This window comes from Salinisphaera japonica YTM-1 (assembly GCF_003788585.1).
GTDB classification, from domain to species: domain Bacteria; phylum Pseudomonadota; class Gammaproteobacteria; order Nevskiales; family Salinisphaeraceae; genus Salinisphaera; species Salinisphaera japonica.
The window spans coordinates 16,797-42,313 of the sequence record NZ_AYKG01000027.1 but is presented as its reverse complement, the minus strand read 5'-3'; the positions used below and the strand labels follow the sequence as shown (position 1 = coordinate 42,313).

Here is a 25,517-nt window from a genome sequence, read left to right as displayed (position 1 = left end):
ACAGCGATAACTCGCTGTTAATGCAGCGCTATTTGTGGGGAACCCTCAGGGTCTGTCCCTGAGGGTTATGCCCCATCATTATTACTCCTTACTCAGTTATCTTGCTCCATTCCTGAACTAATTCTTCGCATCCTGCAGCCTCCAACAACGCAGGCAAGGTCGCCGGAATATCTCGGCCTGCGAGAATGCTTCTTATATACCGAGCGTCATCCCGATGTTCGCTGACCTGTATGTCGCCTACATAGATATTGTACGAGAAAGCAAAATACCCCCGAAAATTGCTGCCTCGACCGAAAAGCCTTTTCTGTTCTGCCGGAATTGCCGCGTACACTTTAGGATTATCAGTCTGGAGACATCGTATGAGCGCAGGGTCGTCAACCATGATAAATCCCTGACGCGAACCTCCGGTATAGCTACAGCGCGCATTAATATTCCATCCAGACGTCGGCGCAACTCGCTGCCTTTTATGATGAGCGAGTTGTTTAATAGCATTTTCGGCCGGTAGCATTTTTTCAAGGCAATAGCATATAACATTCGACGCCCTGTTCAGTCTCCCAATGAATTCGCTCACGTCACGCGCCTTGGCTTCCTGAGTCTTTTTTAAATCCTGTTCTTCAGGATTGCTCTCCTGGGCGATATAATCAGTTATCTGTCCATTTTGTATTTTATGCGTCAAATCATCCGCTTCTCTGCGATGAACAAACAAAATGTCGCCATCGTCTACCGAAATATTAAGAACTTCCCCGGCATCAATATATTCCTTCATTCGGCCCAAAAAGCCGCTATTGACCGCGTTTGCGTCCTGCAGATGATTATGCCTAATAAACGACTCCATTCCCGATAGTGTCGCGTATTTCTTCCTCTTCAATCCGCTCTCAAAAAACTCGTCAGCTACAATTGCCCCAACACGCTGCCGGCGTTCCAGCATTTGAGAAATAACGCCCATGCCATTATCACCGTGCTTTTTATTCATCGGAGAATCCTCAGGCCAGAAAATATTCGGAATTTATCAGTACTTATTTAAGCGTCGTGGACTGATTATGTATTTACGACGCCGACGATAAAATAATATGCGCCTGCCGCGTATGAAATAATTTGCATCCAAAAGCAGCCCCAAGTGATGGGGCCACACCACTTAGCCATCAGAGCATTAAAGCGCCCGCCATCTTTTATTTTCTTTGTTGTGTATCGATAGTCCAGGAGTCGCGATATCGTAGCTAAACAGCCCGACGCGGAAGAGGTCGACCAAAGTACGATTACGCCTTCTAGCGATATGGCAGCAAGTGCCGTACCTTCTAGCTTGAGGTTAATCGCATAAGCTAACGAAGCCACAGCGAAGCCTAGGAAGAGGTTTATAGAAAAAGATAGCTGAGTAATGCGGTAGTTTTGCCACCGTACGTATCGCTCTCGCTGGTCTTGGTCCATATCTTCCTCATGCATAACGCCCAAGCTCAGTTGACGCCGGAGTGGCCGCAGTCCACGGAGGGAACCCGAAACGCGGCAGCGCTTTGGGCGGTCGGCTGCAGCGCCTCGTTGTGCGTGAACTGCATCGGTTGGCGCGCCCCTAAGCTGGCCTGCGGACCACGGAGCCCGACGCGCCGAAAGAAAAAATTCCCAAAACCCGAACTTATCGCGAATGGCCGCTGACGGGAAGGCTCCGAAACATATCGGAGGCCATTGAGTTCAAAATCAGCGGGCGGCGTGAAAGACGGGCTAAGGCCCGGCTACCGTCTGCACTCTGCTAGCCGACTTTGAAGCTCAACCGCTATACCAACCGACCGCCGTACAACGCCTCCCGGTTAAGCGGCGTCCGGAAAAAGCCGGCCGGCAGCACGTCCCACCTGAATTTCCCTTGACCATAAAAAGACCTTGAAATATCAGACGTCTGCTTCAACGGGCTGTTAGATGACACTGCACGACTCGCAAGTAGCTAATGCCGAAATAACCAGATCAAGACTCGAAAGTCCGTTAACCGAAGTGACTGCGTGATGTCGCATGAACTCCGTTATGCGCCAGCTCGCTGTCACTTCGTAAGTATCATGCTTTTGTGGCTTTATCTACCCTAAATTCGTCGAAATAGGCTTCAAACCCGAGTGTTGTTTAACGCCTAAGCTCAGCTGCCGCCGGAGCAGCCGTAGGCTGCGGAGGGAACCTTAAGCGCGGCAGCGCTTAAGGCGGTCGGCTGCAGCGACCTGTTATAGCGCCTTATATAAGATAACTATAGCCGCGAGGAACACGACTATGTGAAATCCGACCTTGAGGAAAAGTAGGCCGTTTCGAAGTGATCTTTTCTGAATTTTACGCTCTACGGACTCTAAGGCATCTAGCTTCTTTCCTCTAGCTTTCAGAAACTTATATTCTTCTTCCCTCTGAGCTCGAATTGTTTCGTATGCCTGCCATTCATAGTAGGAATGCCGAAGCTGTTCGGACTCTTCGTAGTCCGGTCGGAACTGAACGTCGCGCATGATCCATTCACCAGCCTCTGGGACTGATTCGCGTGATGCCTCGCTAATACCTCGTTTTCCAACTTTCTCGAACAAAGACTCAAAACGGCTTTTGGCACCATGAGCAGCACTATCACTCACTGACAAATGATCCCATGCGGTCTGATATGTTTCAGACAGCTCGTCTTCATTCAGATTTCTAGCCATCAATCCACCCTATAACGCCGAAGCTCAGCCGCCGCCGGAGCGGGCGAAGCCCGCGGAGGGGACCCAAAACGCGGCAGCGTTTTGGGCGGTCGGCTGCAGCGCCTCGTTGTGCGTGAACTGCATCGGTTGGCGCTCCCCGAACTGGCCTGCGGACCACAAAGCCCGACGCGCCTAAAGAAAGAATTCCCAAACCCGAACTTACCGCGAATGGCTGCTGACGGGAAGACGCCGAGCTTGGCAAAGCCGACAGAGGTGCGTCGATTTGCCGAATATCGAACAAAGGGGCCAAAGCCCAGCTACGTGCTCGAATTCGCTACCCGACTCCGCTACCCAACCGCTATACCAACCGACCGCCGTACAACGCCGAAGCTCAGCCGCCGCCGGAGCGGCCGAAGGCCGCGGAGGGAACCCGAAGCGCGCCAGCGCTTTGGGCGGTCGGCTGCAGCGATTCGTTGTGCGTGAACCGCATCGGTTGATGATCCCCCGAGCTGGCCTGCGGACCACGGAGCCCGACACGCTGAAAGAAAGAATTCCCAAACCCGAACTTACCGCGGATGCCCGCTGACGGGAAGACGCCGAGCTTGGCGAAGCCGACAGAGGTGCGTCGATTTGCCGAATATCGAACAAAGGGGCCAAAGCCCAGCTACGTGCTCGAATTCGCTACCCGACTCCGCCGCCCAACCGCTATACCAACCGACCGCCGTACAACGCCAACTCGACGACATTCTGAGTCCTAACACGCAATTTATTGTCGATATAGCGCCGCCGTAAAGCCATTCTTAATCAAGGCGTCGCTTATTCACAGAGCGTTAGGTAGACACGAATGCGTCACGAATTACCTACATCGCCGAAATACGCGACGACCTTCCTTTCGAATATCGCACTTCTAACGCAAACAAAAAACCCGCCTTTTGGCGGGTTCCTTGGAGCTTCTGCGGAAGCCAAGCGATCAGATATCCGGCTGGTCCGTCACCGCACCATAGGCGGCACTCCCAACCAACCGAGCGTACTTGGCCAGCACACCACGCGTCGCCCGCGGCGGGCGGGCTTCCCATGCTGCTTTTCGACGTGCGAATTCGTCATCTTCGACGTGCAGGTGTAGTTTGCGCTCATGCGCATCGATGGTGATGGTGTCGCCGGGCTCGACGAGGGCGATGCCACCGCCGACGGCGGCTTCGGGGGCGACGTGGCCGACGACCATGCCGTAGGTGCCGCCAGAGAAGCGCCCGTCGGTGATGAGGCCGACTTTTTCGCCGAGGCCGCGGCCGATCAGCGCGGAGGTGGGCGAGAGCATTTCTCGCATGCCGGGGCCGCCTTTGGGGCCTTCGTAGCGGATGACGACGATATCGCCGGCGACGATGGATTCGTCGAGAATCGCGGCCATGGCTTCTTCTTCGGAATCGAAGACACGAGCCGGGCCGGTGATGGAGGGATTCTTCAGGCCGGTGATCTTGGCGACGGCGCCCTCTTCGGCCAGGTTGCCCTTGAGGATGGCCAGGTGGCCGGATTTATAAAGCGCTTCTTCCATCGGAAGAATGACTTTCTGATAAGTCGGCGGCTGGTCGGGCACGTCGACCAGGGTTTCGGCCAGTGTTTGGCCGGTGATGGTGAGCGTGTCGCCGTGTAGCAGGCCGGCGTTCAAGAGCATTTTCATGACCTGCGGGATACCGCCGGCGCCGTGGAGCTGGGTGACGACGAAACGACCGGAGGGTTTCAGGTCACAGAAGACCGGCACCTTGGCGCGGATACGCTCGAAATCATCCAGGCTGAGATCCACTTCGGCGGCCTGGGCGATGCCCAGCAGATGCAGCACGGCGTTGGTGGAGCCGCCGACGGCCATCATGAGCGTGATGGCGTTTTCAAACGCTTTTTTGGTGAGCAGGTCGCGCGGGCGGATGTCTTTTTCGATGGCCTGAATCAGCACGCGGGCGGATTCGGCGGCACTCTCGCCTTTCTCGTCGTCCTCGGCGGCCATGGTGGAGGAGTACGGCAGGCTCATGCCCATGGCCTCGAAGGCCGAGGACATGGAGTTGGCGGTATACATGCCGCCACAGGAGCCCGCGCCCGGGCAGGCGTTGCACTCGACCGCGTGCAGGCGCTGTTCGTCGATCTGGCCGGCGGCGTATTGGCCCACGGCCTCGAAGGCCGAGACGAGGTTCAGATCCTCGCCGTCGAGATGGCCGGGTTTGATGGTGCCGCCGTAGACGAAGATGGCCGGCACGTTCATGCGGGCGATGCCGATCATCGCCCCCGGCATGTTCTTGTCGCAGCCGCCGATGGCCATGACGCCGTCCATGGACTCACCCTGCACGGCCACCTCGACCGAGTCGGCGATGACCTCGCGCGAGACGAGCGAGTATTTCATGCCCGGCGTGCCCATGGAGATGCCGTCGGAGACGGTCACGGTGCCAAAGACCTGCGACTTGGCCCCGCCGTCTTCCAGCGCGCGCTCGGCCTGGCCGGCCAACTTGTTCAGGCCCATGTTGCAAGGCGTGATGGTGGAGTAGCCGTTGGCGATGCCGACGATGGGCTTGTCGAAATCGACGTCGGTATAACCCATGGCCCGCAGCATGGCGCGGTTGGGCGCGCGCGAGGTGCCCTGAGTGACGACTTGGCTACGGCGCGGCTTGGGCGTGTTGGAATTCTCGTCGGCGGCCATGACAGCTCCGGCTGGCAGCAAATTAGCGCGGTATTATGCCGCTGCTTGTTGTGGCATACAAAAGCCTTCGCGATAGATTGATTGAGCGTTCATTACCAGTCCGCGAATAAACGCTAACGCGCGCGAATATGTGCAAGCATTTTGCTCGCGGACAACGTAGCCCGCTTTAATCAAGTTGAGACGTTGCCAATCGATAGCGCGGCGCGCGAGCCTGGATGCTCCCGAGGGATTCTGGCGGTGTTGGCTTATCCAGAGATGCGAGCGCCAATCGCCAAACGGTTTTGATCGTCGATGACGCGGACTTGATGTGGCGGCCGATCCGTCCATCGCCAGAACACGATATTTGTCGTGTGGGCCGCAGCCCCCGGCGCAAACGACGGCACGAGAATGCCGCCAACGCCGTCGGCGATCAGCCGTGCGGCGAGCGCATGGCTGGGCGGCACTTTGTGTTCAAGAAGCAGAAGCTCCCACGGGCAGTCCAGCTCGGCTAATGAAATACCGGCGGCACCCCGGGCGTCCGGCGTGGATAGATCCTGAATCGATTCGTGATTCACGTCGTAGCTGACGAGCGTAAGCGGTTGAAGTTTGTTGGCCGACATGCCCTGTTGGGCTTCTGTTACGGCGCCAATGGTGCTGCAACTGACATATAAAGCGGGCTGCCCTGGCGGATTGAAACGCCCGCCGTATCGCGCCGCCCCCGCACCGGAACCCGGGGCGAATGCCCAACGCGGATCATGGGCACGATAGGCCGTACCTTGGAACCCTCGCAGGTTCACGCAAAGCCGCCAATATTGATGCGTGCAAGATACTGTTTGACTGCGTCCGCACGTCCATCTTTGACCAATTCTTCGGCCGTCATGCCGCCGAATGAGGGCAGGCCCTGCGAGCGATACCACGCAAACGCCTGATTGACCGTGCCGGCCCACGGCTGTACGCGGTTGATGATCTCGATCATGTCGCGCATACGGGTCTGCACGCGCGCTGCGCGTTCACGATTCTGTCGCCGCAGGGATTCGGCACCGACGCCCAAGGCATCGGCCAGCTGGGTCTTGTTGACACGTAGCTGTTCGGCCAACGACTTGGCGCTTATCGCACCGTCGCCTACCAATCGGAAAAACGCGTCGCTTTGTTGTTGCACGGTGTCATTCTTTTGAACGCCTTGTACGTCACAATACCATGACAACCGTACGATGCTGAATCGAATCCCGCGGATCACCCGACGCCGGGTTTGGGCGTCTTCACCAACGTTTCGATCATCAATCAACATCGATAAGACAAAAAAAAGCGGCGCTCCGAAGAACGCCGCTCCATACCGTTTAGCCGCGCGGGCTTACTTGGGCTGCTTGACCATCCGCAGGTACGGAGTCAGCTCGTTCCAGCCTTCGGGGAACAGGTCCTTGGCGTCGTCGTCGGACAGCGCGGGGCTGATGATGACGTCGTCGCCGGCCTGCCAATCGGCGGGCGTGGTGACCTTGTGGTTGTCGGTCAGCTGCAGCGAGTCGATGACACGCAGGATTTCGTTGAAGTTACGGCCCGCGCTCTTCGGGTAGGTGAGCGTCATGCGGATCTTCTTGTTCGGATCGATCACAAACACGCTGCGCACCGTCGACGTATCACCCTGGTTGGGGTGGATCATGTCGTAAAGCTCGGAGACCGTGCGATCGGTATCGCCAACCAGCGGCAGGTTCAGGCCCACGCCCTGGGTGGCCTCGATATCCTTGGCCCATTTCTTGTGGTCTTCGACCGAGTCCACGGAGACGACGATGGCCTTGGCGCCGCGCTTGTCGAACTCGTCCTTCAAGCGCGCGGTGGCCCCGATTTCCGTAGTGCACACCGGCGTGAAATCGGCCGGGTGGCTCATCAGAACGCCCCAGCCGTCGCCGAGCCATTCATGAAAATCGATGTTGCCTTCCGTGGTGTCCGCGGTGAAGTTCGGCGCGGTATCGCCCAGTTTCAAACCCATAGCTGATCTCCTTGTCCTTGATGCGGCCGAGTATAACAACCGTGTTGAGCGGCCGGCCGGCCCGGTATCGGACCGAACGTGTCTTTTATCTGATCGTTTTCTTATATGGTCTGCTCGTTCGCATCGTTCAAGGCTCGATCATGCGCAAGGCCCGCTCTTCACCCGCCGTATCACGGCACGCAACACGCAATGGCCCGGCTCATGGTCGCGGCTGACAACAAGCGCGGCCTGCGGTGGCTGCCACGCCTGGCGCTGACGGCCCTGCTCTGTCTCGTGGCCGTTATGGCATGGGCCCAGCAGCCGGATCTGTTGCCGGTCGATGAGGCGTTCGTGCCCCACGCCGAGCGCGTGGACAGCGATCATGTGGCGGTCCGCTGGCAGATCGCCAACGGCTATTATCTGTATCGCCACGCGTTTGATTTTGCCCTCGCCGGCGCCGACCAAACACAGCTGGGCGAGCCGATCATCCCGGCCGGCAGCAAGCACGAGGACGCCTATTTTGGCCCGGTCGAGACGTATCGACGCTCGGTGACGGTTCGCCTGCCCGTGGCCGGCGACCGTAAAGACGTGCGGCGTATCGAGGTGCAGTACCAGGGCTGTGCAGACGCCGGGCTGTGTTACCCGCCGCAAACAAGGACGCTGCCAATCGCCGCGCCTGGTGAGGCCGCACCGGCCGACCCCGGCCCGCCGGCCGCCGATGGCTTGCCGCCACCCGAGGATGCGTCGGCCACCGGGCGGTCTGGGCCCGACATCGCCCCGACGGCGCCCGCCGATAACGCGGTCGACACACTGGCCGGCCGACTGGCCAATGCCCCGGCGCTCACCACGCTGGCCCTGTTTACCTTGCTGGGGCTCGGGCTGTCGCTTACGCCCTGTATTCTGCCAATGATTCCGATCGTGGCCGGGCTGATCGGCAGCCGCGACGTCTCGCGTGGCCGGGCGGTGACGCTCACGCTGGCCTACGTCCTGGCAATGGCTGCGGCCTACGCGGTGTTCGGCGTCGTAGCCGGCTATTTCGGCGCCAACCTGCAGGCCGCGCTGCAGCGCCCCTGGGTGCTGTGGCCGTTTGCCGGGCTGTTCATTCTGCTGGGCACGGCCAGCTTTGGCTGGTTTGATTTCCAGATGCCGGGCCGTTGGCAGGGCGCCCTCTCGCGGCTTGGGCAAGGCCAGCGCGGGCTGGCCGGCGCGGCCGTTCTGGGCTTTGCCGCCGCGCTTATCGCCGGGCCCTGTCTGGCCCCGCCATTGGCGGGCGCTCTGCTTTATATATCGAGCAGCGGGGATCTGCTTCTGGGCGGCGCGGCATTGTTCTGTCTTGGCCTGGGCATGGGCCTGCCGCTGATCGGCCTGGCGGCCTTCGGCGCCACCGTGCTGCCGCGGGCCGGGCGTTGGATGCAGGACGTGCGCGTATTCTTTGGCGTCATGCTGATCGCCGTCGGGCTGTGGCTTGCGCTGCGCCTGGCCGCGCCGGTGGTCGCGCTTGCGGCCTGGGGCAGCCTGGCACTGATCTATGGCTGTTATCTGACCACGCGTGCCAGCGATGGCACCACGGGCACCGTTGTGCGACGTCTGGTTTGCGGCCTGCTATTTGGCTATGCGGCCCTGGCCGGCCTGGGGTGGGCCGTTGGCGATGGCCGGCCCACGCAGCCGCTGGCCGGGCTGGCCGGCACCGGCGCATCGACGACCGGCCAGGCGCGAGCGCAGTTCAAGCGGGTGACAGACGCCACCGGGCTCGCCAACGCGCTGGCCGCCGCCAAGGACCGCGGCCAGCCGGCGCTCGTGGATGTCTATGCCGACTGGTGCGTGGAATGCGTGCAGATGAAAAACGGGCTGTTTCAAGTGCCTGGCGTGCGCGCGGCATTGGACGATGTCGCCGCGATAGAACTCGACATCACGGCTTATACCAAAGACCAACGCGCGCTCCTGGCCCGGCTGGATGTCTTCGGCCCGCCCACGGTGCTGTTCTATAGCCGCGATGGGAGCGCCCGGGACGATCTGAAATCGGTCGGCACGCTCGACGAGGATGCGCTTGTGGCGCGGCTGGCCGCGATCAAATAACGCCAACGTGTCGCGATCGTCTGACAAAGAACCGCAATATCCGCGTTGAAGGCTGCCTGTGCTTGCTGAGTCCGTTTTGCGCCGATTCTGCTCTCTCATAGCGGACAAACACGGCCCTCACGGCCACCATCGCACGTTTTCTGGCCCGGATCGGGCCGATGTCTGCTGGCGATCATCGGCGAAATATCGGCAATACGGTGGCGAACGGTCGCGAAAGCCGGCCGTGCGCTGTTGTGCAGGGCCACCCCTTGGGGCAAACTTGGCGCCACGAGTCAGACGGGCGCCCGCAACACGTTGACGCGGCGGCCGATCTGCCAGCAACTAGCCCAACGAGCCGCCTGCCACAGGAGCTGCCACGCGATATGGATATCCGCAAACTCAAGAAGTTGATCGAGCTGGTCGAGGATTCGGGCATCGCCGAACTCGAGATCACCGAGGGCGAGGAATCGGTTCGTATCGGGCGCTACCCGCCGGCCAGCAGCCAGCCGGCCCAGCCGCCGATGAATTACCAGATGCCCCCGCAGCAGGCCCCGGCAGCGCCGGATACCGCGGCCGGTGGCAGCGAGGCCGGTAGCGCGGGCGCTGGCGATGAAGACCCGGCCGAGTCCGGCCACGTGGTGCGCTCGCCGATGGTGGGCACCTTTTATCGCGCCCCAGCACCGGAGGCCAAGGCGTTCGTGGAAGTCGGCGACACCGTGGGTTCGAGCGACACGCTGTGCATCATCGAAGCGATGAAGATGCTCAACCAGATCGAGGCCGAAGTCGCCGGCGAGATCGTCAAGATCCTGGTCGAGAACGGCCAGCCGGTCGAATACGACCAGCCGCTGTTCGTGGTGAAGTAATGCTCGAAAAAGTACTGATCGCCAATCGCGGCGAAATCGCGCTGCGTATCCTGCGCGCCTGTCGCCAGCTGGATATCCCGGTGGTGGCGGCTTATTCCTCGGCCGATCGCGACCAGAAGCATGTGCTGCTGGCCGAAGAGGCCGTGTGTATCGGCCCGCCCAACGCCACCGCCAGCTATCTGAACATGGCCTCGCTCATGTCCACCGCCGAAGTGGCCGGTGCCACGGCTATCCATCCGGGCTACGGCTTTCTCTCGGAGAACGCGGACTTCGCCGAGAGCGTGGAGCAGTCGGGCTTCATCTTCATTGGCCCGCGCGCGGAGACGATCCGCTTGATGGGCGACAAGACCTCGGCCATCCAGGAAATGATGGCCGCCGGCGTGCCCTGTGTGCCCGGCTCGGGCAAGCCGCTGACCGCGGACGACGTGGAAAACCGCCAGATCGCCGATCGCATCGGCTATCCGGTGATCATCAAGGCCTCCGGCGGCGGCGGCGGCCGGGGCATGCACGTTGTTTACGAGGCCGATGATCTGGCCGGTGCCGTGGATCTGGCACGCCGCGAAGCATCCAGCTTTTTCGGCAATTCATCGGTCTACATGGAGAAGTATCTCGAGCTGCCCCGGCATATCGAGATTCAGGTATTGGCCGACGAACACGGCAACGCGATTCATCTGGGCGAGCGCGACTGCTCGCCCCAGCGTCGGCACCAGAAAGTGGTCGAGGAATCCCCGGCACCGGGCATCACGCAGGAACAGCGCGACGAGATCGGCGCGCTGTGTGTGGCCGCCTGCAAGCGTATCGGCTATCGCGGCGCGGGCACGTTCGAGTTCCTGTATGAAAACGGCGAGTTCCATTTCATCGAGATGAACACCCGTATCCAGGTCGAGCACCCGGTGACCGAGATGGTCACGGGCGTGGATCTCGTCGCCGAACAGCTGCGTATCGCCGCGGGCGAGCCCTTGCGCTATACCCAGGACGATATCGTGCTGCGCGGGCATGCCATCGAATGCCGCGTGAACGCCGAACACGCAGAGACGTTCGCGCCCTCGCCGGGCAAGATCGAGCAGTATCATGCCCCCGGCGGGCCGGGCATTCGTATGGACAGCCATATGTATGCCGGCTATTCCGTGCCGCCCCACTACGACTCGCTGATCGGCAAGCTGCTGGCCCACGGCGATACGCGCGATGCCGCGCGTGCGCGCATGGATATGGCGCTGTCCGAGATGGTCGTCGAAGGCATCCACACGAATCTGGCACTGCATCAATGGATCATCAACGATCGCGACTTTGCCAAGGGCGGGACCTCGATCCATTGGCTGGAGAAGAAGATCCGCGAGCGCCTGGGCGGCTGATCGGTCGATGAGTATCTCCTGGCTGCAAATCACCGCAACCACGCATCGCACGGCCATCGCCGAGGCGGTTTTCGAACAGTTCGGGGCCGAGGCCATCACCGAACTGGACGCGGGCAGCGAGCTCACCGTGGAGATGAGCCCCAACAGCACGCCGGCCTTCGAGCGGGCACGCATGTTGGGGCTGTTCACCCAGGGCACGCTCGCCGAGCCGATCATCGCCGCCCTTCACGAGGCGCTGGGCGACGACGTGATCGTGGATACCCAGACCTTGGAAAACGAGGACTGGGCCAGCCGCTGGCTGGCCGAGCATCCGCCGATCCGCTTCGGTGAGCGTCTTTGGGTGGCCCCGCATAACGCACCGGTCGAGGCAGGCGACAATGCCATCGTCATGCGCCTGGACCCGGGCCTGGCGTTTGGCACCGGTACTCACCCAACCACGCGGCTATGCCTCGGCTGGCTGGCCGAGGCTGATCTGGCTGGTCGGCGCGTGGTCGACTACGGCTGTGGCTCGGGCATTCTGGCGATCGCGGCTGTCCTGCTGGGCGCCCGCGAGGTTGTGGCGGTAGATATCGATGAGCAGGCCCTGCAGGCCACACGTGAAAACGCAGCGCACAACGGCGTGGCCGACCGGATCATTACGCCGGCCATGAGCGATATCACCGGCGGGCCGTTCGATATCGTGCTGGCCAATATCCTGGCCAAGCCTTTGATATCGCTGGCCCCCACGCTGACCGAGTTGACCCTGCCGGGCGGCGCGCTGGTGATGGCCGGACTTTTGACGCGTCAGATCGAGGACGTGCGCAGCGCCTACGAGCCGGCGTTCATCTTCGACGCGCCGGATATTGAGGACGACTGGGCGCGCCTGAGTGCTCGCAAGGCGGATGCCTAGCACAACAAATCCGGCTTTGGTCGTCTTTTTCTTCACCCCGTAACTCGTTATAGTTGCGCGCTTGCCACTCTCCCGACGGTCTTTCGGATGCGTTCAGACGACGCCGACGACAACGCTCAGCCGCTCAGTCATTACGTCGGGGCCAGCCTGGATCGATATTTCGAATCCCTGAACGGCAGTGCACCGCCCAATGATCTGTATCGGATGATTCTCGAACAGGTCGAACGGCCGCTGTTCGAGCGGGTGCTTGCCTACAACCAAGGCAACCAGTCGCGCACCGCGGCCATGCTCGGCATCAATCGCGGCACGCTGCGCAAGAAGCTGCGCGCTTACAACCTCGATCAATAACGCCCTGATCTATAACCCGTTCTCGATATCGCCGGCCGGCGGTATCGCCCAGCCGGATCGTCCTGTTTCATGACCCAATCCTCTGCCTCGCCCGCCCCGATTCGTCGCGCCCTGATCAGCGTGTCCGACAAACAAGGCGTGGCAGCGTTTGCCAAGCGCCTGGCCGATGATCACGGCGTCGAGATCCTGTCCACGGGCGGCACGGCAGCCGCCCTGCGCGAAGCCGGTGTCACCGTCACGGACGTCTCGGCCCATACCGGCGCGCCGGAGATCATGGACGGGCGCGTGAAGACCCTGCACCCGAAGATCCACGGCGGCATTCTGGCCCGCCGCGGTCTCGACGATGCCGTGATGGCCGATAACGATATCGCCCCCATCGATCTCGTCGTGGTCAATCTCTACCCCTTCGAGCAGACGATCGCCAAACCCGAGACCGATCACGCCACGGCCGTGGAAACGATCGATATCGGCGGCCCGGCCATGCTGCGGGCGGCCGCCAAGAACCACGCCTTCGTCACGCTCGTGGTCGACGGTGCGGATTATCAGGCCGTGCTGGATGATCTGGCCGAGCACGGCGGCACGCTTGAGGCCACACGCAAACGCCTGGCCGCCAAGGGCTTTGCGCATACCGCCGGCTACGACAACGCGATCGCCAATTATCTGGCGGCCGATGAGACCGTTGAAGCTGTTGACACGTTGCCCGCCCGCTTCGCTCCGGCCTACAAGAAAGTCAGCGATCTGCGCTACGGCGAGAACCCGCACCAGCGGGCCGCGGTCTATCGCGATAGCAGCGCGCACGGTGTCAGCCTGGTCGATGCCCGAATCTGCCAGGGCAAGGCGCTGTCGTACAACAACCTGGCCGACGGCGACGCGGCACTGGCCTGCGTGCGAGCCTTTGACCAGTCGCCGGCCTGTGTGATCGTCAAGCACGCCAACCCCTGCGGCGTGGCGGTTGCTCCGGACCTGACCACGGCCTACCAGCGTGCCTTTGCCACGGATCCCGTGTCGTCGTTCGGTGGCATCATCGCTTTCAACCAGCAGCTGGATCATGAGACCGCCCAGGCCATCATCGACAACCAGTTTGCCGAGGTGATCATCGCCCCCACGATCACCGAGGCTGCGCTGGATGTGTTCAGCGCCAAGAAGAATCTGCGCGTGCTGGTCACCGGCAGCTGGGCCAAGGCCAACGAGGCCGGGCTCACACTCAAGCCGATCACCGGCGGCCTGCTCGTGCAAGACGAGGATACCCCGCTGCTCGATCGCAGCCAGCTCAAGGTTGTCAGCCAGCAGGAGCCCGACGGCACCCAGCTACAGGATCTGCTGTTTGCCTGGCGCGTGGCCAAATACGTCAAATCCAACGCCATCGTCTACGCCAAGAACGGCGCGACCGTGGGCATCGGCGCCGGTCAGATGAGCCGCGTGGACTCGGCGCGTATCGCGCGCACCAAGGCCGCCGATGCCGGGCTGGACGTTGTGGGGTCGGTGATGGCCAGCGATGCCTTCTTCCCGTTCCGCGACGGCATCGATACTGCGGCCGAAGCCGGCGTGGCCGCCGTCATCCAGCCCGGCGGCTCCATCCGCGACGACGAAGTCATCGCAGCGGCCGACGAGGCCGGCATCGCCATGCTGTTCACCGGCATGCGCCATTTCCGGCATTAATCGGCGGCCCGGCGGCCAAGCCGCGGCAAGACAAGGCACAGCGAGTGCAGCGTGGTTATTCCACGTAAGCCCGCGGAACCGATAGACGATGACGCCGGATGGTGCCGGGGCTTGGCCACCGGCCCATCGTCATATTTCGGATTTGCCCGCGCCTGACGCGCCATACCGCTGGCGAGCCATGAGCTGGAACGTCACGCTCGCTGGCCCGCGCCTTGCCTGATGCACCCGGCGCAGGCAGTGCGACGGCATATCTCATGACGACAGGCCCGAAGCTCATCCACGGTGCCGTCTATCTCGTGGCCCGAGCCAGACATGAAAAAAACCGCCCTGAGGCGGCTTTTCGCCCGAAGACAGCGATATAGCCACCGCCGTCAATCGAGACGTTGACGCGGGTATTGATTACGTAAGGTTATCGGTCAACGCGGCTCAAACACTACGCAGCGTGATCACAACCTGACGACTATGCGGCGAGGTGCGGTGCTCGTAGAGATAGATGCCCTGCCAGGTCCCAAGATTCAGTCGCCCGTCGGTGATCGGCACCGTCAGATCCATGCCGGTGAGGATCGAGCGGATATGCCCGGACATGTCGTCCGGGCCTTCCATGTCGTGCTCGTACATGAGGTCGCCGTCGATAACGGTGGCCGTGAGCCAGCGCTCGACGTCGCCGCGTACGTCGGGATCGGCGTTTTCGCAGATCATCAGCGAGGCCGAGGTGTGCTTGATGAAGATATGGGCGATGCCGGTGTCGATGCCGGCATCACGCACCATGGCACCCACCTCGCGGGTGATGTCGCGCGTGCCGCGGCCGGTGGCTTCAAACGTCACGGTATGTTGCATAAGCGCTTGCCCGGTTACTTCATGGCATCGAGCTTGGCCACCAGACGCTGATTCACGTCCTTGGGGTTGGCCTTGCCCTGCGAGGCTTTCATGACCTGGCCGACGAGAAAGCCCACGATCTTGGTCTTGCCGTCCAGGTATTGCGCGACCTGATCGGGGTTGTTGGCGATCGCGTCATCCACCAGAGATTCGATCGCGCCGGTATCGGTGATCTGCTTGAGGCCTTTGTCGGCAATGATCGCATCCGCGGACTCGCCCTCGCCGGCCACCAGGGCATCAAAGACCTGCTTGGCGATCTTGCCGGAGATGGTGTCGTCCTGGATGCGCGCGATCAGCCCGCCCAGCTGGGTGGCGGTGATCGGCGCATCGGCGATGCTCAGGCCGTCGCGGTTCAATACCCCGGCCAGTTCGCTGTTGATCCAGTTGGCGGCCGGCTTGCCGAGCGCGGCCTTATCGTGTCCGGCAGCCGCCACCGTGGCCTCGAAGAAGTCGGCCAGGACGCGCGATTGGGTCAAGGCCGTGGCGTCAGCCGTATTCAGGCCGTACTCGTTGGCAAAACGCGCGGCCTTGGCATCGGGCAGTTCGGGTAGATGCCCGCGCTGGGTGTCGATGAAGGCCTCGTCGATGACCACCGGCAAGAGATCCGGGTCCGGGAAGTAGCGATAATCGTGGGCTTCTTCCTTGGACCGCATGGCCCGCGTCTCGCCGGAATCCGGGTCGAACAGGCGGGTTTCCTGAGTGATGCTGCCGCCGGCTTCCAGCACGTCGATCTGGCGCTCGACCTCGAACTCGATAGCTTTTTCCAGAAACCGAAACGAGTTGACGTTCTTGGTCTCGGTACGCGTGCCGAACTCGGTGCTGCCCGCCGGGCGCACGGAGACGTTGGCATCGATCCGGAAGCTGCCCTCGGCCATGTTGCCGTCGCAGATGCCCAGATAGGTCACCAGAGCGTGCAGCTTCTTGGCATAGGCCGCGGCCTCGGCCGCGGTTCTGATCTCGGGCTCGGACACGCACTCGATCAGCGGCGTGCCGGCCCGGTTCAAGTCAATACCGGTTTCTCGGTCGAAGGCCTCGTGCAAGGACTTGCCGGCATCCTCTTCCAGATGCGCACGGGTGATGCCGATTCGGCGCGCGCCCTGCTCGGCGGTTTCGATATCCAGATGCCCGCCGGCCACGATCGGTAGATCGTACTGACTGATCTGATAGCCCTTGGGCAGATCGGGATAGAAATAATGCTTGCGTGCGAACACGGAGGCCCGCGTGATATCAGCCTCGATGGCCAGGCCGAAGCGCGTGGCCATGGCGATCACGTCGCGGTTGATGACCGGCAGCACCCCAGGCAGCGCGATATCCACGGCGTTGGCCTGTTCGTTGGCCGCGGCCCCGTAGGCGGTCGGCGCGCTGGAGAAGATCTTGCTGGCGGTGGCGAGCTGGATATGAACTTCCAGGCCGATGACGGTTTCCCAGTTCATGACCGCTCCTTATTCAAAGCCGGCCGGGCGGGCCGTGTGCCAATCGGTGGCCTGTTGATAGGCATGGCCGGCGTTCAACAGCCGCCCCTCCTCGAACCAGGGCGCGAGCAGCTGCAGGCCCACCGGCAGCCCGTGGGCAAAACCGGCCGGCACTGACATGCCGGGCACGCCGGCCAGGCTGGCCGGCAAGGTATAGACATCGTTCAGATACATCGAGACCGGATCATCGGCTTTCTCGCCAAGCTTGAACGCCGGGGCTTGGGTCACCGGGGCAGCGATGAGGTCCACGTGCTCGAAGGCACGCTGAAAATCCTGGGCAATCAGCCGCCGGGTTTTCTGTGCCTTGATGTAGTAGGCATCGTAATACCCGGCAGAGAGTACGTAGGCGCCGATCATGATGCGCCGCTGGACCTCGGCGCCGAAACCTTCACCGCGTGAGCGGGTATAAAGATCCTCAAGATCGCGCGGGGCATCACAGCGATGGCCATAACGCACGCCGTCAAAACGCGCCAGGTTGGACGAAGCCTCGGCTGGGGCGATGACGTAATAGGTCGAGACCGCCAGATCGGTATGCGGCATATCGATATCGACGACTTCGGCGCCCAGCGCTTCGTACTGCTTGACCGCGGCATCGATCACCGCCCGGCTGTCAGCCTCCAGGCCGTCGGCGAAATATTCGCGCGGTAGCCCGATACGCAGGCCGGCCACATCGCCGCTCAGCGCCGCGGCGTAGTCGGGTACGTCGCGCTCCACGCTGGTCGAGTCGCGCGGGTCAAAGCCGGCCATGGCTGAAAGCACGTGCGCACAATCGGCCGCCGAACGCGCAAAACAACCGCCCTGATCCAGGCTGGAGGCGAACGCGATCATGCCGTAACGCGAGACACGGCCATAGGTCGGTTTGATGCCGGTCACGCCACAAAGAGCCGCTGGCTGACGGATCGAGCCGCCGGTGTCCGTGCCGGTGGCCGCCGGTGCCAGCCCGGCCGCAACGGCCGCCGCGGAGCCACCGGACGAACCACCGGGCACATGCGCCAGATTCCACGGGTTTTTCACCGGTCCGTAGAAACTGTTCTCGTTGGACGAGCCCATGGCGAACTCGTCCATATTCGTCTTGCCGAGCATCACCGTGCCGGCCGCGGCCAAGCGCTCGACCACGGTGGCGTCATACGGGGCCACGAAATTATCCAGCATGCGCGAGGCACAGCTTGTCTTGACGCCCTTCGTGCAGAAGATGTCCTTGTGCAGGATCGGCAGCCCGGCGAGCGCGCCCGGCGATTGTTCGTCGAGGCCGTCGGCCACGGCATGAGCCGCCTCAGCGGTGCGCGTGATCAACGCATTCAGCGAGGGCTGGAGACGCTCTATGCGGTCGAGGTAGTGATCGGTCAGCGCGCGGGGCGTGGTCTCGCCGCTGCGCACGGCGGCAATGAGCTCGGCAATGGATCGGTCGTGCATCATTCGATCACCTTAGGTACGCGATACACACCGTTGGCGGTGTCCGGCGCCACGCTTTGGAATGCCTCACGATCGATGGTCGCATCGGGCACGTCATCGCGCAGGCGCGCGGCCAGATCCAGCGGATGCGACATGGGCGCGACATCGGTGGTGTCGGCTTGGCCCAGATGATCCACGACGTCCAGTATGCTGGACAATTCACGGGCATAATCTTCGAGTGCGGCGTCATCCAGGCCCAGGCGGGCCAGATGCGCAACCTTTCGTACGTCGTCTGTGGTCAGACTCACGATCGTCTCGCTGCTGGTGATGAGTGATGGCCCGGCGCTGTCGGCGAGCGGCCGGGCTTTGGAATGTTCGCACGGGCGCGCAAAACTAGCATAAAAAGACAGCGCTCTCGTCGCATACGCCTCGGAGTAACGCCCTGACAAGACTGACTGCATGCATCGTTGCCGGGTAACGCCCCGGTTGCTAGCATTGCCGATCTTCGAGGGCCCATGAGCATGGACGCAGCGCGTCCGTGGCTCGAAATCTTTTAGTCGGACGCGCGACGCGTCGACGACGCGAACCCGCTTTCGCTCGGTGAGCATCATGTTGGAAAACTTTCGTGGCCTGTTCGTCAACGATCTATCGATCGATCTCGGCACCGCCAATACGCTGGTCTATGCACGCGACCAGGGCATCGTTCTCAACGAGCCCTCTGTCGTGGCGATCCGTATGGATGGACGCGGCGGCAAACGTATCGAGGCCGTAGGTACCGATGCCAAGCGCATGCTCGGCCGTACGCCGGCGCAGATCAGCACGATCCGGCCGTTGAAGGACGGCGTGATCGCCGACTTCAAGATCACCCAGAAGATGCTCCAGCACTTCATCCGCAAGGTGCACCAGAAGCGTTTCTTGCGGCCGATGACCCGTGTGCTCATCTGTGTGCCTTATGGCTCGACCCAGGTTGAGCGCAACGCGATCCGGGAGTCAGCGTCGAGCGCGGGCGCCCGGCGCGTATATCTGGTCGAAGAGCCGGTGGCCGCAGCCGTGGGGGCCGGCATCCCGATCTCCGAAGCCCGCGGCTCGATGGTTCTGGATATCGGCGGCGGCACATCGGAGGTCGCGGTCATCTCGCTCAATGGAATCGTCTATGCCGAATCGGTACGTACGGGCGGCGACAAGTTCGATGAGGCGATCGTCAACTACGTGCGTCGCCAGTACAACATGCTGATCGGTGAGGCCACGGCCGAGGCGATCAAGCACCAGATCGGCACTGCGTTCCCCGGCCACGAAATCAAGGAGATCGAGGTCGTGGGTCGGCACATGTCGGCCGGCGTGCCACGCAGATTTACGCTGAACTCCAACGAGATACTCGATGCGCTGACCGAGCCGTTGGCCAATATCACAAGCGCGGTGCGCCTCGCGCTGGAATCCACTCCGCCGGAATTGGGCTCGGACGTCGCCGAACGCGGGATCGTGCTCACCGGCGGCGGCGCGCTGCTGGCCGATCTGGACAAGCTGATCTCGGAAGAAACCGGTCTGCCGGTCATCGTGGCCGATGATCCGTTGACCTGTGTGGCCCGCGGCGGCGGTATTCTGCTCGAGATGATCGACCGCAAGTCGGGCGCCCTGCTCGCGCTTGAGTAAACAAGGGCTGCGCAATCAACGGCGTGCCGCTTGATCGCTGCTTTTGTGACTCCATGGCTAGCCTTTTCGTGCCAACCCGCCTTGTTCTTGTTGTGTTGAACCGGGCCCGGCGTCTTTCCGGGCGCGCGTCTGTGCGCGTGCGCCGCGCGTGAAGATCGAAGACGACAACAACAACCACGCCCTCACGCGGCGTATCGCCCCGGGGCTTGGCATCGTAATGATCGCGATCATCTCGATCGGGCTGATGATCGTCGACGATGCCGGTGAGAAGCTCTCACCCGTGCGCGATGTGTTGTCGGTGATGGCCCAGCCGATCGAGATGGCCGCCGAATGGCCCGGCCAGACGCTGACCACGCTGGATCGTTACTTCGACCGAGGGGCGCTGCTGCGCGAAAACGAACGCCTGCGTCAGAATAATCTGCTCTTGCAGGGCCGCTTACAGCGCCTGGCCGCGCTCGAGGCTGAGAACGAGCGTATCCGGGCGCTGCTGGCCTCGGCCAGCGTGCTCGATCAGAACGTGTTGATTGCACGCATCATGTCGGTCAGTCCGGATCCGTATCGTCAATACGTCAAACTCAACAAGGGCAGCACCGACGGCGTGTTCGTCGGCCAGGCACTGATCGATGCCCACGGCATCATGGGCCAGGTCACCGATGTCACCCCGCTGGGCTCGCGGGCGATTCTGATCTCTGACCCGAACAATGGCGTGCCGGTGGAGATCAATCGCACCGGCCTGCAGACCATTGCTCAGGGTACCGGCCACGCCGAGACGCTGACGCTGCCGTTCTTGCCCAATAACGCCGATGTCGAGGTTGGCGATTTGCTGGTGTCCTCAGGCCTGGGCGGGCGTTATCCGGCCGATTACCCAGTGGCCAAAATCACGTCGGTACGGCATCGCCCGGGCGGCGAATTTCTGGACGTGGATGCGGCGCCGACCGCCGAGCTCGAGCGCGGGCGTGAGGCCTTGTTGATCTGGAGCACGCCGGAACCTGCCGAAGACATAGCCTCATCCGAGGAAACGTCGTCGCCAGACGACGGGTCGGCCGAGGAAAACGATGACGCCGAGGCCGACCGGCCGTGATTGTCGGCGCACGCATCAGCGCGCTGATGATGATCGCCACGCTGGCTGCTGCGCTCGTTCTGACACTTATTCCGGTACCGCCGGTGGTGGCCAGTGCGCGTCCCGCCTTTTACACGATGACGGTGTTGTTCTGGATAGCCAATCAGCCCTATCGTTTCGGCCTGCTTGCGGCCTGGGTGGCGGGGCTGATGATCGATATTGTCTATGGCACGCCGCTGGCCGAGCACGGCCTTGCCATGGCGGTCGCGGCTTACGGCATGATCAAGATCCGGGAATGGCTATGGGGCCTGCCCTTGATTCAGCAGACGATTCTGCTGGCGCCGGTTTTGCTGGTTTACGAGTTCGTGCTGTTCTGGATCGACGGCGTGGCCGGTCTGAACGTAGACCCCTGGTATCGTTGGCTGCCCGTGGTTTCCTCGGCGCTACTATGGCCGGCCTGGGCTTACCTGCTCGAACGCATCGCCCGCGTGGAAATTCGGCGTAGCCGTTGATGATGGGTTGCCCACAGTTTTGCCACGGGGCGTGTCTGCTCCGATCAAGATCCACCATGTCAGGAGTCTGTAACGCACCATGAGCGGCGATGACGCCATCAAGAATCACGGCGCTGAACGGCGTCTGTTTCTGCGACGCACGATCGCAGCCGGCGTTCTGTTGCTGGTGCTCATTGGTTTGTTGCTGGCCCGGATCTATTATCTGCAAGTGGCCAAGCACGGCTACTACGAAACCCGCTCGCAGGATAATCGCATGCGGGTCGAGGTCGTCTCGCCGGTCCGCGGGCTGATCTATAGCCGCCACGGACAGTTACTGGCCAACAACCAGCCGGCCTACCAACTGGAAATCGTGCCCGAACAGGTCACCGACAGCGTCGAGGCCACGCTCGACCGGCTGAACGCTATCGTGACGATCACGGCCGCAGACCGCTCGCGGTTCCAGGCCCGCATGCGCCAGACGCCGTCGTTTCGTGGCACACCGATCAAGCTGAGCCTGACACAGCGCGAGGTCGCCCGGTTCGAGGTCAATCGCGAACAGTTTCCCGGCGTGGATATCCGCGCCGGGCTGACGCGCCATTACCCGATGGGCAAATATGCCGCCCATGTGGTGGGTTATGTCGGCGGCATCACCGAGCGTGATTTGTCCGATATCGATCGCAAGCGCTATCGCGGGGCCTCGCATATCGGCAAGTCCGGCGTCGAGCTGTCTTATGAGTCGGCACTACACGGCAACCCCGGCTCACGGGTGATCGAGACCAACGCCAGCGGCCGCGCGCTGCGCCAGCTTGATGAATCACCCGCCGAGGCGGGACAGAGCCTGGTCTTGACGCTGGATGCACGCCTGCAGCGCGCTGCCTATGACGCGCTCGGTGACAAGGACGGCGCGATCGTCGCACTCGATCCTGAAGACGGCGGGGTGCTGGCCCTGGTGAGCAAACCGGGCTATGACAGTGATCTGTTCGTGGACGGCATCAGCCACAAGAACTATGCCCGGCTGATCAACAATCCGCACAAGCCGCTTTATAACCGTGCGTTGCAGGGCCAGTATCCGCCCGGCTCGACCATCAAGCCGGTCATGGCTCTCGGCGCGCTGGAGTCCGGGCTGATCGATCCGGATAAACGGGTGTGGTGCCCAGGCTATATCACCCTGCCCGGCTCCGAGCATCATTATCGTGACTGGAAACGCTCGGGCCACGGCTGGATCAATCTCACCCAGGCCATTGAGCGCAGCTCGGACGTGTATTTCTACAAGCTGGGCATGAAGCTCGGCATCGACGATATCCACCGCTACGGTGCGTTGTTCGGGCTGGGCCACAAGACCGGCATCGATCTGCCGCGGGAAAACCCCGGCATCATGCCTTCGCGGGAATGGAAGCACGGGCACCGTAGTCAGCCCTGGTATCCGGGCGAGACGCTGATCACCGTCATTGGCCAGGGCTATATGACTGCGACCCCGCTGCAACTGGCGGTGGTGGCCTCCCAGATCGCCGAACGCGGCCATGCCTACAAGCCACACGTATTGAAAGCCCGCCGGGACACACAAACCGGGGCCACGACACCGGTGGCCCCCGAGGCGCTGTCGCCGATCCAGCTGACCGATCAGCGCCACTGGGAGACGGTAATCAACGCCATGAAAGGCGTGATCAACGATCCGCGCGGCACCGCCCATCATTACGTGGGTATGAATCTCAAATATCCGATCGCCGGCAAGTCGGGCAGTGCCCAGGTCGCCGGCCTGCCGCAGAACGAGGTGGCGCCGGATCTGGCCAGCATCCCCTACAAGCTGCGTGAGCATGCGTTATTCATTGCGTTCGCGCCGATCGAGGATCCCAAGATCGCCGTGGCCGTGCTGGTCGAGCACGGCGGCGGCGGCTCGAGCGTGGCCGGGCCGATCGCCCGTGACGTGATCGACAGCTATCTCGACAGTCTGCAGGGCGAGCCGCGTGGCCCGATCACCGCAAAAACCCGGGACGCGCCGCCCCGGGTCGCCGAGGATTCATGAGCAGCACGAGCGAACAGGATGCGCCGACCACGCTCTCTGGCTGGCTGACCTACTGGCGTATTGATCTGCCGCTGGCCGTGGCGCTGGTGTGCTGCGGGCTGCTCAGCCTGTTCGTGCTCTACAGTGCGTCGGGCCGCTCGGAGGTCATTGTCTTCGATCAGGCCATCCGTCTGGGCATCGGCCTGGCTGGCATGATCACGCTGGCCCAGGTGCCGCCGCACTGGTATCGCCTGGGCGCACCGTGGGTCTATGGCTTGAGCGTATTACTGCTCATCGGCGTGCTGGTGCTGGGTGATGCCGCCATGGGGGCCAAGCGCTGGCTCGATCTGGGCGTGGTGCGTTTTCAGCCCTCCGAAATCACCAAGCTCGTGGTGCCGCTGACCGTGGCGGCCTATTTTCATAGTCGTAGCCTGCCGCCGCGTCTGTACGAGGTGCTGGCGGCCGGGCTGATCATGGCGATTCCCGTGGCGCTGATCGTTCAGCAGCCGGATCTGGGCACCGCGCTGCTGATCGTGGCCGGCGGGAGTTTCGCGTTGTTCTTCGCCGGGCTGCGCTGGCGCATTATTCTGTTGCTCGTCGCCGTGGGTGCCGCGGCCCTGCCGTTGATCTGGTTCAACCTGCACGGTTATCAGCAACAACGCGTGATGACGTTTCTCAACCCGGCCAGTGACCCACTGGGCGCGGGCTATCACATCACCCAATCCAAGATCGCGATCGGCTCGGGCGGGCTGTTCGGCAAGGGCTGGCTCAACGGCACCCAGGCCCATCTGGATTTCCTGCCGGAATCCGATACCGATTTCGTCTTCGCCGTCTATGCCGAAGAGACCGGCCTGTTCGGCGTTCTCGGATTAATCGCCATCTATGGTTTCATCGTGGCACGCGGGCTGTTCATCGCCCTGGCCAGTCAGGACACGTTTCAACGCCTGGCCGCGGCCAGTCTGAGCCTTACGTTCTTCTTCTATGCCTTTGTCAACATGGGCATGGTGGCGGGGCTTCTGCCGGTGGTGGGCGTGCCCCTGCCGCTGATCTCGTTTGGCGGCACGTCGATGGTCATGCTCTTGGCTTCCTTCGGCGTGCTGATGTCGATCCATACGCACCGGAAAATGCTCGTCACATGAAAACGCTATTCGCTTGCCTGCCGCTTGGCCTGGCGCTGTTCTGCTCGATGCCGGCCGGCGCGACACAAACCGGCCATTACGCCGAGCGCGATGCCGGCAAGGCCCTGATCGACAAGCTGGCTGCCGAGCACGACGTGCCCCGCGCCACCACGCGCCGCCTGCTCGAGCAGGCCCGCTACCAGCCCGAGATCATCGAAAAGATGACCCGTCCGGCCGAAAAGACGATGACCTGGGGCCGGTATCGCCAGATCTTCGTCAAGCCCGACCGGGCCCACCAGGGCGCGGATTATCTGGCCGCCCATCGTGATCTGTTCGAGGCCGCGGAAAAACGCTATGGCGTACCGGCCTATATCGTGGCGGCCATTCTGGGTGTGGAGACACGCTATGGCGGGTTCATCGGCTCGGATCGCGTGATTGATGCCTTGTCGACCCTGGCCTTTGATTATCCGCCCCGTTCAACGTTTTTCACCAAGGAACTGGGCGCCTTCATCCAGCTCTGTGTGGATGAAAAACTCGACTGCACCAACGACGTCGGCTCTTACGCCGGGGCCATGGGTCTGGGCCAGTTCATGCCGTCGAGCTATGCCGCCTATGCCGTGGACGGCAACAACGACGGCAAACGCGATCTCTGGGATCAGCCGGCCGATATCATCTTCTCGGTGGCCAATTATCTGGCCGAGAACGGCTGGCAGCGCGGCGCGCCGATCGCCCAGCCGGCCACCCTGGCCCGCCCGGACTTGATCGACGAGCTGACCCCCAGCACGCGCCATACGCAGTATCGCTGGGCCGAGCTGGAACAGATGGGTGTATCGGCCGAAGACTCGCCCACTCAGGATACCCAGGTCGGCCTGCTGGCCTTCGTTGGCCCGCACGAGCAACCGGAATACTGGATCGCCGAGCACAACTTCTTCGTCATCACCACGTACAACACCAGCCCGCTGTATGCCATGGCGGTCTATCAGCTGGGCCGCATGATCCATTCCTTCGATGTGGATACGGCCTCTTGATATGACCGGC

General features: G+C 62.1%; 22 protein-coding genes. 12 read left to right on the top strand and 10 right to left on the bottom strand.

Annotation, left to right across the window (positions count from 1 at the left end):
• Positions 1 to 88: 88 nt before the first annotated feature.
• The 6 genes from SAJA_RS09370 to SAJA_RS09345 form a co-directional block, all read right to left on the bottom strand.
• On the bottom strand, positions 89 to 973 hold the full coding sequence (locus SAJA_RS09370; RefSeq protein WP_123658409.1) for a hypothetical protein: 885 nt from the start codon (positions 971 to 973) through the stop codon (positions 89 to 91).
• Positions 974 to 2,195: 1,222 nt separating this feature from the next.
• Positions 2,196 to 2,651, bottom strand: a complete 456-nt coding sequence (locus tag SAJA_RS09365) for a hypothetical protein (protein WP_123658408.1) — start codon at positions 2,649 to 2,651, stop codon at positions 2,196 to 2,198.
• A 949-nt stretch (positions 2,652 to 3,600) separates the two neighbouring features.
• Positions 3,601 to 5,310, bottom strand: a complete 1,710-nt coding sequence (ilvD, locus tag SAJA_RS09360; protein WP_123658407.1) for a dihydroxy-acid dehydratase — start codon at positions 5,308 to 5,310, stop codon at positions 3,601 to 3,603.
• 245 nt (positions 5,311 to 5,555) lie between these two features.
• Entirely contained in the window at positions 5,556 to 6,086 is a 531-nt protein-coding gene (locus tag SAJA_RS09355) for an RES family NAD+ phosphorylase (RefSeq protein ID WP_221180192.1), read from the bottom strand.
• Complete coding sequence (locus SAJA_RS09350) at positions 6,083 to 6,448, bottom strand: DUF2384 domain-containing protein (RefSeq protein ID WP_123658406.1); 366 nt, start codon at positions 6,446 to 6,448, stop codon at positions 6,083 to 6,085. The genes SAJA_RS09355 and SAJA_RS09350 overlap by 4 nt, the downstream gene beginning before the upstream one ends.
• Positions 6,449 to 6,640: 192 nt before the next feature.
• Complete coding sequence (locus SAJA_RS09345) at positions 6,641 to 7,273, bottom strand: peroxiredoxin (protein ID WP_123658405.1); 633 nt, start codon at positions 7,271 to 7,273, stop codon at positions 6,641 to 6,643.
• 189 nt (positions 7,274 to 7,462) lie between these two features.
• Between SAJA_RS09345 and dsbD the strand changes: the two genes are divergently transcribed.
• The 6 genes from dsbD (at position 7,463) to purH (ending at position 14,418) form a co-directional block, all read left to right on the top strand.
• Complete coding sequence (gene dsbD, locus SAJA_RS09340) at positions 7,463 to 9,328, top strand: protein-disulfide reductase DsbD (RefSeq protein WP_184999833.1); 1,866 nt, start codon at positions 7,463 to 7,465, stop codon at positions 9,326 to 9,328.
• Between the two features lie 362 nt (positions 9,329 to 9,690).
• On the top strand, positions 9,691 to 10,170 hold the full coding sequence (accB, locus tag SAJA_RS09335) for an acetyl-CoA carboxylase biotin carboxyl carrier protein (RefSeq protein ID WP_123658403.1): 480 nt from the start codon (positions 9,691 to 9,693) through the stop codon (positions 10,168 to 10,170).
• On the top strand, positions 10,170 to 11,522 hold the full coding sequence (accC, locus tag SAJA_RS09330; protein ID WP_123658402.1) for an acetyl-CoA carboxylase biotin carboxylase subunit: 1,353 nt from the start codon (positions 10,170 to 10,172) through the stop codon (positions 11,520 to 11,522). Before accB ends, accC begins: the two co-directional genes overlap by 1 nt.
• A gap of 7 nt (positions 11,523 to 11,529) precedes the next feature.
• Entirely contained in the window at positions 11,530 to 12,411 is an 882-nt protein-coding gene (gene prmA, locus SAJA_RS09325) for a 50S ribosomal protein L11 methyltransferase (protein ID WP_123658401.1), read from the top strand.
• Positions 12,412 to 12,498: 87 nt separating this feature from the next.
• Entirely contained in the window at positions 12,499 to 12,759 is a 261-nt protein-coding gene (locus tag SAJA_RS09320; RefSeq protein ID WP_123658400.1) for a helix-turn-helix domain-containing protein, read from the top strand.
• 69 nt (positions 12,760 to 12,828) lie between these two features.
• The gene (gene purH, locus SAJA_RS09315; protein WP_123658399.1) at positions 12,829 to 14,418 is read left to right on the top strand and encodes a bifunctional phosphoribosylaminoimidazolecarboxamide formyltransferase/IMP cyclohydrolase; all 1,590 of its coding nucleotides are present in this window, start codon (positions 12,829 to 12,831) and stop codon (positions 14,416 to 14,418) included.
• Positions 14,419 to 14,844: 426 nt separating this feature from the next.
• Here the strand turns inward: purH and SAJA_RS09310 are convergent, their stop codons facing one another.
• The 4 genes from SAJA_RS09310 to gatC are packed head-to-tail and all read right to left on the bottom strand — an operon-like array spanning position 14,845 to position 18,466.
• Positions 14,845 to 15,255: a secondary thiamine-phosphate synthase enzyme YjbQ gene (locus tag SAJA_RS09310; RefSeq protein ID WP_123658398.1), complete on the bottom strand. Its 411-nt coding sequence runs from the start codon at positions 15,253 to 15,255 to the stop codon at positions 14,845 to 14,847.
• A 14-nt stretch (positions 15,256 to 15,269) separates the two neighbouring features.
• Positions 15,270 to 16,727 carry an Asp-tRNA(Asn)/Glu-tRNA(Gln) amidotransferase subunit GatB gene (gene gatB / locus SAJA_RS09305; RefSeq protein ID WP_123658397.1) on the bottom strand — a complete coding sequence of 486 codons (1,458 nt, stop codon included), beginning with the start codon at positions 16,725 to 16,727 and terminating at the stop codon, positions 15,270 to 15,272.
• 9 nt (positions 16,728 to 16,736) lie between these two features.
• Complete coding sequence (gene gatA / locus SAJA_RS09300; protein WP_123658396.1) at positions 16,737 to 18,179, bottom strand: Asp-tRNA(Asn)/Glu-tRNA(Gln) amidotransferase subunit GatA; 1,443 nt, start codon at positions 18,177 to 18,179, stop codon at positions 16,737 to 16,739.
• Positions 18,179 to 18,466 (bottom strand): Asp-tRNA(Asn)/Glu-tRNA(Gln) amidotransferase subunit GatC, encoded by a 288-nt coding sequence (gene gatC / locus SAJA_RS09295; protein WP_123658395.1) that lies wholly within the window; start codon positions 18,464 to 18,466, stop codon positions 18,179 to 18,181. The genes gatA and gatC overlap by 1 nt, the downstream gene beginning before the upstream one ends.
• 301 nt (positions 18,467 to 18,767) lie before the next feature.
• Here gatC and SAJA_RS09290 point away from each other — a divergent pair, with 301 nt between their 5' ends.
• From SAJA_RS09290 to mltB, 6 genes are all read left to right on the top strand, one after another.
• A complete protein-coding gene (locus SAJA_RS09290) occupies positions 18,768 to 19,808 on the top strand; it encodes a rod shape-determining protein (protein WP_123658394.1) in 1,041 nt (346 codons plus the stop codon).
• 148 nt (positions 19,809 to 19,956) lie between these two features.
• Entirely contained in the window at positions 19,957 to 20,889 is a 933-nt protein-coding gene (gene mreC, locus SAJA_RS09285) for a rod shape-determining protein MreC (RefSeq protein ID WP_245963277.1), read from the top strand.
• Positions 20,886 to 21,380: a rod shape-determining protein MreD gene (gene mreD / locus SAJA_RS09280; RefSeq protein WP_123658393.1), complete on the top strand. Its 495-nt coding sequence runs from the start codon at positions 20,886 to 20,888 to the stop codon at positions 21,378 to 21,380. The genes mreC and mreD overlap by 4 nt, the downstream gene beginning before the upstream one ends.
• Positions 21,381 to 21,459: 79 nt before the next feature.
• Positions 21,460 to 23,382 (top strand): penicillin-binding protein 2, encoded by a 1,923-nt coding sequence (mrdA, locus tag SAJA_RS09275; RefSeq protein ID WP_123658392.1) that lies wholly within the window; start codon positions 21,460 to 21,462, stop codon positions 23,380 to 23,382.
• A complete protein-coding gene (gene rodA, locus SAJA_RS09270) occupies positions 23,379 to 24,500 on the top strand; it encodes a rod shape-determining protein RodA (RefSeq protein ID WP_123658391.1) in 1,122 nt (373 codons plus the stop codon). Before mrdA ends, rodA begins: the two co-directional genes overlap by 4 nt.
• Positions 24,497 to 25,507, top strand: coding sequence for a lytic murein transglycosylase B (gene mltB / locus SAJA_RS09265; protein WP_123658390.1), 1,011 nt, complete (start codon positions 24,497 to 24,499; stop codon positions 25,505 to 25,507). Before rodA ends, mltB begins: the two co-directional genes overlap by 4 nt.
• The last annotated feature ends 10 nt before the right edge of the window (positions 25,508 to 25,517 follow it).